Genomic DNA, 8,725 nt, shown 5'->3' on the forward strand with positions numbered 1-8,725 from the left:
ATCAAGGCTGGCGCGCTGATCCCGGCAGCCTTGCTGACCGCGGTAGACACCAGCCGCCCGGGACCGGTCGTGGCGGTCACGACCGAGCCGGTGTTCGACAGCGTCACCGGGCGTATCCTGCTCGTCCCGCAGGGCACGCGCCTGCTGGGGAACCAGGGCGGCGACAGCGCTCATGGCGAGCGGCGCGCCTACATTACCTGGTCGCGGATGATCCTCCCGGACGGGCGCAGCCTGCTGCTGGACGGCGAGGCCGCCGCCGACGGCGCCGGCGCCGCCGGCGTGCCCGGCCGGCCCGACCGCCGCCTCCTGCAGCTGACCGGCGCGGCGTTGCTGTCCGGCGCCGTCAGCACTCTGGGCGAGATCGCCCGCGGCGGGCGGGGCGGGCGGCGGGGCTCCGTCGCCGACGCGGTGAGTGACGCGATCGCCGGGCAGGCGGTGGAGCTGGGCGGACGCGTCCTCGATCGGGAGCTCGACATCAAGCCGCGCATCGTGGTCGGCGCCGGCGCGCCGGTCGCCGTGCTGATCACCAAGGACCTCATCCTCGAGCCGGTCCCATGATCCCGTGGCGGTTCATACTTCCGCTCGCCGGCGGCGCGGCGCTCGCCTGCGCATTCCTGGCGGCCAGCGCCCCGTCAGCGCCTCTGGTGCTCTTCAACGTCACTTCGAGCCTGCCGGAAGGGGCCTGGCGCCGTAGCTCGCGGGCGCCGGCGGTCGGCGAGGTGGTGGCGGTCCGTGCGCCGCCACAGGCTTCCACTTACCTGGCGGGGCTCGGCTATCCTGCAGAGACGCCGCTGCTGAAGCGGGTCATCGCGATGGGAGAGGGGCTAGTCTGCTCAAGCGAGCGCTTCCTGGCCGTCGGCGATTGGACGATCCCGCGCAGAAGCCACGACCGGCGGGGCGCACCGATCCCGGCCTGGGCGGGCTGCCGAACCTTGGCGCCGGACGAGCTCGTTGTCCTGGGGGCCTCGCCGGACAGCTTCGACAGCCGCTACTTCGGTCCTGTCCGCGCCACCGAGATCCTGGGCGTCTACGAGCCGATGAGATGACGGCCCTCTTCAGAGCCTTGGCCGCGCTGCTCTTCGCAGGGGCGATCGCCGCGCCAGGGCCGGCGTGGGCGCAGGACTGGCGCGCCGCCGGCGGGCCGCTATTCCCAGGTCGTCCGGTGGCCGCGCCTGCTCCAGAGGCGCCGACCGCCAGGGCCCAAGCCGAGATCGACCGGGTCCCAGAGCCCCTCCAGCCGTTTGCGGCCCAGGTCGCCGATGCCGCCGCGCGCCACGGCCTCGACCCTAAGCTCCTCCACGCGCTGGTGCTCGTCGAGAGCGCTTACAACCCGCAGGCGGTATCGCCGGCCGGCGCGGCGGGACTGGCCCAGCTGATGCCTGCGACGGGCGCGGAGCTCGGAGTGGCCGACCGCTTCGACCCGGCGCAGAGCCTCGAGGGCGGCGCAGCCTACCTTGCGCGGCAGGTGGTCAGGTTCGGCGATCTCCGGCTGGCGCTGGCTGCCTACAACGCGGGGCCTGCGCGGGTGGCGCGGCTTGGGCGCGTCCCGGCGATCCCGGAAACGGAGGCGTACGTCACGGTCGTCCTCGAGTGCTACCTGGCGCTGGCCGCGGGGCGGTCCGTCCGGTCGGCCCGGGGCTGCCGCTCGCCCGGCTGAACCGGGCGGCTGTCGACTTAGCCCGAGAATACCCAGCCTGCGCCGAGCGAAGCGGCGTTGACGCCCACGAGGATCAACTGGTCGGATCCCAGCGAAAGGACGGTGTCGGCCCCCACCTGTTGGACGCTGTAGGACCAGCCGCCGAGGATGTGCACCCGGTCCCCTTCGGCGTAGCTGAAGTCGGTGACCCGGTCCTGACCCGCCTCGAGGAAGAAGTCGAAGGTGTCGGCGCCGAGCCCGCCGCTCAGGGTGTCCGCGCCGCGGTCGCCGCTGATCCGGTCGTCGCCGGCTTCCCCACTCAGTCGATCATCGCCCTGGCCGCCCAGGAGCGTGTCCCGGCCGGCGGCGCCCAGGCAGGTGTCGGCCGCCAGGTTCGCGACGATGTAGTCGTCGCCATCCTCGCCGTACAGCCAGTCGCTGTCCTGTCCCCCGACCACCCAGTCGTTCCCGAAGCCTCCGTAGAGGGTGTCCGAGCCCATGTTGCCGTGCATGTTGTCGAAGGCCTCGCCCCCGATGAGCAGGTCGGCGCCCGCTTCGCCCCTGATGAAGTCTTCACCCGCGTCGCCGACCAGGGTGTCGCCGCCGGCGCCGCCGTAGAGCGTGTCGTTGCCCGCGTAACCGAACAGCCGGTCGCTGAGGTTAGAGCCCGTGAAGCTGTCGTGCGAGCCGAAGATGGCGCTGAAGGCGGTCTCGGTCGCGCCCGTTTCCACCCAGTTCACGAAGCTCACCGCGGAGACTTCGAAGCTGTGCACGTCGAACGCCAGCAGCCCGCCGTCGTACTCGCGGATCTGGCGGAGCACCCCGCCCACCACATCGGTCTGGGCGCTGTTGTACACGAAGGAGCCGTAGAATTCGTCACGCGTGCCTGGACCGTAGCTCACCACGATCGTGTTCGCAGTCGCCGTGGTGATCTCGCCCCAGAGCAGGTTCTCCAGCGCCAGATCGTCCATCCAGACAGCGTAGTTCAGCCCTACGACCGCGACAGCCATGTCATCCCCCAACGTTGCACGCTTGCGCCAAGGCGCCCTTTGCACCGACCGCGCAGAGGCCGCAAAGCCAATCACCCGCCAGGGGAGGGCTAACCTTAATGAAGACGGCGTGGGTTGATCGGGGCTGAAAGGCGAGGGTGGACAGAACCCGGCGGCAGAGCGCTCTTCGCGGCGACGGCGCGCTCAGGCAACCTTGGCCTTATAGGGACGTTTCCGTGCCCGTCAGACGAAGGGGAGGGGGAAGGATGGCTCTCACGCTCGAGCAGCACCTTGCGCACGTCGAGCCGCCGGAGGGACTGGCCGAGCTCATCCTGGCTGTGGGTGAAGGATGCGCCGCCATCAGCGCCGCTGTCGGCAAGGGCGGCCTGGGCGACATCATCGGCGCCCTCGAGACCACCAACGTCCAGGGCGAGGAGCAGAAGAAGCTCGACGTGCTCGCCAACGAGATCCTGCTCTCCCGTTGCGCCGGCGCCTCGCGTCTCCTGGCCATGGCGTCGGAGGAGATGGACACCATCCACGCGGTCCGGCGGCTGGGGACAGCCGGCGGCTTCCTCCTGCTGTTCGACCCGCTGGACGGGTCGAGCAACATCGATGTGAACGTCTCGATCGGCACTATCTTCTCGGTGCTGCCGGCCCCACACAGCCCGGTGGAGCGCGAGCCTTCGGAAGGCGACTTCCTGCAGGCGGGCAGAAACCAGGCGGCGGCCGGCTACGTCGTGTACGGGCCCCAGACCACGATGGTGCTGACTATCGGGCGCGGCGTGAGCGCATTCACCCTGGATCCGGAGAGCGGCGAGTGGCGCCAGACGGCGGAGGCCATCTCCATCCCGGCGTCCACGAAGGAATTCGCCATCAATGCTTCCAACCAACGCCACTGGGCGGCGCCGGTGTCGCGATACGTACAGGAGTGCCTCGCCGGCGAGACCGGGCCGCGCGGTAAGAACTTCAACATGCGCTGGGTCGGCTCGATGGTGGCGGATGTCCACCGCATCGTCATGCGAGGCGGTGTATTCCTGTATCCCTGGGATGCGCGCGAGCCCACCCGGGCCGGTAAGCTCCGCCTGATGTACGAAGCCAATCCCATGGCGTTCGTGGTCGAACAGGCGGGCGGCGCAAGCTTCGACGGCCGGGGCGCAACCATGGAGCTCACCCCTTCGGCGCTCCACCAGAGGGTGGCCGTGCTGCTGGGCTCCCGCGACGAGGTCGAGCGCCTCGCGGCCTACCACGCGCACGCCGTCGCACCGGCCTGACCAAGAACGGCTGCTGGCAGTTCGGGGTCGCGGCCATGGGCCGCTGCGCAGCTGGCGGCCGCCACGCGGTCGACGAGCGGGAACTCCTTTGCTGAGAGCACCCCGCCGCGCGACGTTCAAGCGCCCGTGGCGCACCTGCTCATCGGAAGGGGGCATGCTCCCCCGTCCGGCCGAACGCTTCCCAGCCGGCCTGAGGCCTCGGATCCCTCCATCTCATGGGCCCGCGAGCTGTCGCTTCTGCCGAAGGATCGCGCGCCACGCAAAAGGTCACGCCTGAGGCGCGCTCGCGGCGCAGATCAGTCGGCGGCGCGGTGCGGCCGGAAGGTGACCAGGCGGTAGAGGTAGACCAGCACGACAAACACCACGACGCCGTTCGCGACCGGGTCGACCCAGCCGGCGACCTTCTCGTAGTGCTCGCCCAACTGGTAGCCGGCCGCGGCGAGCAGCAGGGTCCAGAGGGCGGCGCCGGCAGTGGTGAAGATCAGGAAGGCCGCCTTGGGCATGGCCGCCAGGCCGGCGGGAATGGAGATGAGGGTCCGCACGCCCGGCGCCAGTCGCCCGAAGAACATCGCCGCGGGACCGTAGCGGCGGAAGAACGCCATGGCCTTGTCTACGTCGGCGGGCGTGACCGTCATCCAGCGGCCGTGCAAGCCCGCCCATCGCTTGAGCCGCCGCTCCCCGAAAGCACGGCCGATCTGGTACCAGAGCGCCGCACCGGCCACGGCGCCCGCCGTGCCGGCGAGCACGACACCGGCGAAGTCCAGGTGTCCCTGGGCGGCCAGGAAGCCGGCCAGGGGCATGATCAGCTCGGAGGGGATCGGCGGGAACAGGTTCTCGGCGAACATCAGCGCCGCCACGGCGAAGAGGCCCCCGACGGTGACGATGTATATCAGCCAGTCGACCATGAAGCTCCCGGGGTGGCTCGCCCGTTAGCTGAGGGGCCGGGCGCGCCGACGCAAGCCTTGCCGGGATTCGCGCGACGACGCGCCGCCGTTGTCGGGCGGGGCGCGGCTGGAGCGCTAGGCGGCCCGGCGCTCGTCGCGGCTGCGGAAGGCATGAGGAGGCGCCGGTGGCCTGACGGAAGAAGCGGGAGGATCCCGCCGGGTCGCTGAAGGCCAGACACCAGGCGATCTCCGCCAGGCTCATGGCGGAATAGACCATCAGGCGCTTGGCCTCGACCGGGCGGCGCTCGTGGAGGACGCGATGGGGCGGCTCGGGCTGGCCCGGGCTGGTCTTGGGGGTCATCCTGCGCGCGGCGCTGGACGCGCGGGCGCCCGAGGTGGGCCGGTTCTTCCTCATGCCGGCCCCGAACACGGCCGTGGGGCATCTGATCCTCAAGAAACCCCGGCTGACGGCGCACCGGTTTTGCCTGTCGAGGTCAAAAAATGAGTATAGATGTTGAGCAGACAGGCCCTTGCTTCTGTCTGCATTTTGAGCGCGCTGAAATTGTATTTCCGTTGGGGGCTGAAGAACCTGGGCTTTCCGGGGGTCAATCTTTCGTTCATCGTCGCTGTTAAGGCCCAGATAAGAATTGGAGGCTCCAGTCCCGTGCGAACTCGAAGGGGACTGGAGCGATGGACAATCTGGACGAGGGGCAACGACGCTCCCGTACGGAGACGGACGGCGCGGGCGGGACGCTGGCCGAGCAGCGCCTGAGGCGGGCGATCGACGTGCTGCCGGACGGTGTCGTCATCCTGGATGAGGCCCGGCGCTACGTGCTTTGGAACCGGCGCTATGCCGAGATCTACCACCACTCAGCCGACCTGTTCGCGCCGGGGCGCAGCTTCGAGGACACGCTGCGCACCGGTGTGGCGCGGGGCGCCTATCCGGCTGCGGCCGGCCAGGAGGAGAGCTGGTTGGCGCAGCGGCTGGCGCTGCTGAACGATCCGGCCGGGCGTCACGAGCAGCAGCTGGCGGACGGGCGCTGGATCCTGATCGAGGAGCACCGGACGCCGGACGACTGGGTGGTGGGCGTGCGCGTCGACATCACCGAGATGAAGCAGAAGACCCAGGCTCTCGAAGCAGCGCTGGACCGGGTCGCGGAGTCGGACAAGGCCAAGAGCCGGTTCCTGGCGACCATGAGTCACGAGATCCGCACGCCGCTGAATGGGGTGATCGGCATCGCCGACGTGCTGTTGCGCACCGAACTCTCGAGCGAGCAGCGGGAGCTGGTGGGCACGATCCTGGACTCGGCGAGGACGCTGAATCACCTGCTGAGCGACATCCTGGAGTTCAGCCGGCTGGACGCGGCGAAGGTGACGCTGGCGAGCGAGCCCTTCGAGGTGGCGGAGCTGGCGGCGCGCTGTGCGGCGCTCTTCACGCCCGCGGCCGAGGCCAAGGGGCTGAGCCTGGCCGTCGAGGTCGATTCGGAGCTCGATGTCGCTGTGCTGGGCGACCGGGCCCGGCTGGGGCAGGTCCTGAACAACCTGCTGAGCAATGCGGTGAAGTTCACCGAGCGCGGCGCGGTGACCCTGCAGGTGGCCGGGCGGGCGAGGGACGCGGCCGCCGCGCTCGTCTTCACGGTCAGAGACACGGGCATGGGCTTTTCGCCTGAAGAATCGGAGCGGCTGTTCAAGCCGTTCGAGCAGGCGGACGCCTCGACCACCCGCAGCCATGGGGGTACGGGCCTGGGGCTGACCATCTGCCGGCAGCTGACGGCGATGATGGGGGGGACGCTGATGGCGCAGAGTGCGCCGGGCGAGGGCTCGGCGTTTCGGCTGGAGCTGGCGCTGCCGCTGGCGGAGCGCGCGGACCAAGCGCCGGAGCCGGCGGCCGGCCCCGCCCAGGTGCAATGGGAGGGGGCGCCGCGGGTGCTGCTGGCGGAGGACAACGCCATCAACCGCAGGGTCGTGCAGCTGATGCTGGCGGGGCTGGAGCTGGAACTGGACTGGGTCGAGGACGGCGTGCAGGCCGTAGAGGCCGCCACGCGGCAGGCCTACGATCTGATCCTGATGGACCTGCACATGCCGCGCATGGACGGGCTGGCGGCGATCGAGGCGATCCGGCGGCGTGAGGCCGAGCAGGGGCGGGGGCGCACACCGATAATCGTGCTGAGCGCCGACGTGGACGAGGTGCAGAGGCGCAGGACCGCAGTGGCCGGCGCCGACGACCACCTGGGCAAGCCGCTCCGAGCAGAGGAGCTGATGGCCTGCCTGGCGCGACGGCTGTCGGCGGAGCCGGTAGAGGCCGGTCAGTTGCGGGTGGGGATGACCACCGGCAGCTTCTCGTAGCCCTTCACGAAGGAGGAGTAGACCCGCCGCGGCGGGCCCGTGACCTCGATCGTCGGGAAGCGCTTGAGGATTTCCTCCCAGATGATCTTCAGCTGCAGCTCGGCCAGACGGTTGCCGACGCAGCGGTGGATGCCGAAGCCGAAGGACATGTGGTGGCGCGCACGCGGGCGATCGATCCAGTAGTCGTTCGGCCGGTCGATCACCTCCTCATCGCGGTTTCCGGAGACGTACCACATGGCGACCTTGTCGCCGGCGCGGATGGTCTTGCCGTGCATCTCGACATCCCGAGTGGCGGTGCGGCGCATGTAGGCGAGCGGGGTCTGCCAGCGGATGGTCTCGGAGACCATTGACGGGATGAGGTCGGGATTGGCCCGCAGCAGCCTCTCCTGGTCCGGGTTCTGGCTGAGCGCCAGGATCGAGCCGGTGATGGTGTTGCGCGTGGTGTCGTTGCCCCCGACGATCAGCAGGATCAGGTTCCCCAGGTACTCCATGCGGTCCATGTTGCGGGTCGCTTCGCCGTGGGCGAGCATGGAGATAAGGTCGGGCTTGGGCGGGGCGTTGACCCGCTCGTTCCAGAGCCGGGTGAAGTAGTCGACGCACTCGAACAGCTCCATGCGCCGCTGCTGCTCGGCCTGCTCCGGATCGGTGGAGTCGAAGAGTCCGCTCTCCGGGCCGGCGGTGGCGACGTCCGACCAGCGGGTGAGCTTGCGCCGGTCCTCCCAGGGGAAGTCGAACAGGGTCGCGAGCGTCATGGTGGTGAGTTCGATGGAGACCTTGTCGACCCAGTCGAATTCTTCGCCGACGGGCAAATCGTCGAGGATCACGCCAGCGCGCTCGCGGATGATGCTCTCGAGATGGGCCAGATGGTGGGGCGAAACGATCGGGCTGACGGTCTTGCGCTGGACGTCGTGCTTGGGCGGGTCCATCGCGATGAACATCGGCAGCGTGAAATCCTCATCGGGATCGGGGAGCACGATGGTGGGCTCGGATGAGAATGTGGCGTGGTCGCTGTCTACGGCGAGGATGTCGTTGAACCGGGTGACCGACCAGTAGCCGCCCACCTGCTTTTCTTCGGACACCGCCCAGTGGACCGGCGCCTCCTTCCGGAGCCGCTCGAAGTAGGGCCAAAGGGTGTCGGTGCGGAAGAGTTCCGGGTCGGCCGGGTTGATCTCTTCCAGGGGCATGGAATAGGCGGCGTCACGCGCCGCGCGTTGCAGGTCCAGGGCGCCGTCGTCCATCGCGCATCCTCCGTACGGCCAAACGTGAACGCCGTTCACCGGAGCATTGCGCGCAATCAGGTCGAGGGGAAGCGACTTTAGGTTTGGTGGGCCGCTGCGCGAGAGGCGACCGAGTTCTAGTTCAGCTCAAGATGAGCGGGCGGTCCCTTGCACGTTCGTGCTGCCCGGGCGTCACTGGTGATCCGGTCGCGTACGCTGGCCAGCGTCTCGCCCGCAGCGCCCAGCACAAAGTTCCATCGCCCACTCATCGAAATTGATGAGCCGGATTGGGGACGCGGGGTCCGTTAGCAATCTGTAAACATCCACCTCGCGGCGAACTGTCCGCTTTAATCAACTTTTGGTGGGGCGATCCTATGAACAA

The 8,725-nt window shown here is 69.2% G+C and carries 8 protein-coding genes; 5 read left to right on the forward strand and 3 right to left on the reverse strand.

All coding sequences use genetic code 11. From position 1 onward, the window contains the following. From VHK87_RS06240 to VHK87_RS06250, 3 genes are all read left to right on the forward strand, one after another. On the forward strand, positions 1-558 hold a 558-nt coding region (locus tag VHK87_RS06240; RefSeq protein WP_329634035.1), incomplete at its 5' end, for a TrbI/VirB10 family protein. After that, positions 555-1,046: a S26 family signal peptidase gene (locus VHK87_RS06245; RefSeq protein WP_329634036.1), complete on the forward strand. Its 492-nt coding sequence runs from the start codon at positions 555-557 to the stop codon at positions 1,044-1,046. The genes VHK87_RS06240 and VHK87_RS06245, both read left to right, overlap by 4 nt. Next, positions 1,043-1,657 carry a lytic transglycosylase domain-containing protein gene (locus VHK87_RS06250; RefSeq protein ID WP_329634037.1) on the forward strand — a complete coding sequence of 205 codons (615 nt, stop codon included), beginning with the start codon at positions 1,043-1,045 and terminating at the stop codon, positions 1,655-1,657. Before VHK87_RS06245 ends, VHK87_RS06250 begins: the two co-directional genes overlap by 4 nt. A gap of 17 nt (positions 1,658-1,674) precedes the next feature. Here the strand turns inward: VHK87_RS06250 and VHK87_RS06255 are convergent, their stop codons facing one another. Continuing rightward, positions 1,675-2,646 carry a calcium-binding protein gene (locus VHK87_RS06255; RefSeq protein ID WP_329634038.1) on the reverse strand — a complete coding sequence of 324 codons (972 nt, stop codon included), beginning with the start codon at positions 2,644-2,646 and terminating at the stop codon, positions 1,675-1,677. Between the two features lie 245 nt (positions 2,647-2,891). Between VHK87_RS06255 and VHK87_RS06260 the strand changes: the two genes are divergently transcribed. Continuing rightward, entirely contained in the window at positions 2,892-3,896 is a 1,005-nt protein-coding gene (locus VHK87_RS06260) for a class 1 fructose-bisphosphatase (RefSeq protein WP_329634039.1), read from the forward strand. 296 nt (positions 3,897-4,192) lie between these two features. Here the strand turns inward: VHK87_RS06260 and VHK87_RS06265 are convergent, their stop codons facing one another. Beyond that, on the reverse strand, positions 4,193-4,801 hold the full coding sequence (locus VHK87_RS06265) for a DedA family protein (protein WP_329634040.1): 609 nt from the start codon (positions 4,799-4,801) through the stop codon (positions 4,193-4,195). A 669-nt stretch (positions 4,802-5,470) separates the two neighbouring features. Between VHK87_RS06265 and VHK87_RS06270 the strand changes: the two genes are divergently transcribed. Continuing rightward, on the forward strand, positions 5,471-7,126 hold the full coding sequence (locus VHK87_RS06270; protein WP_329634041.1) for an ATP-binding protein: 1,656 nt from the start codon (positions 5,471-5,473) through the stop codon (positions 7,124-7,126). Here VHK87_RS06270 and VHK87_RS06275 read toward each other — a convergent pair. Next, complete coding sequence (locus tag VHK87_RS06275) at positions 7,087-8,364, reverse strand: cytochrome P450 (RefSeq protein ID WP_329634042.1); 1,278 nt, start codon at positions 8,362-8,364, stop codon at positions 7,087-7,089. The two genes, VHK87_RS06270 and VHK87_RS06275, sit on opposite strands and share 40 nt — an antisense overlap. Positions 8,365-8,725 lie beyond the last annotated feature (361 nt).

The sequence above is a fragment of the Phenylobacterium sp. genome, from assembly GCF_036263695.1.
Taxonomy (GTDB): Bacteria; Pseudomonadota; Alphaproteobacteria; order Caulobacterales; family Caulobacteraceae; genus Phenylobacterium.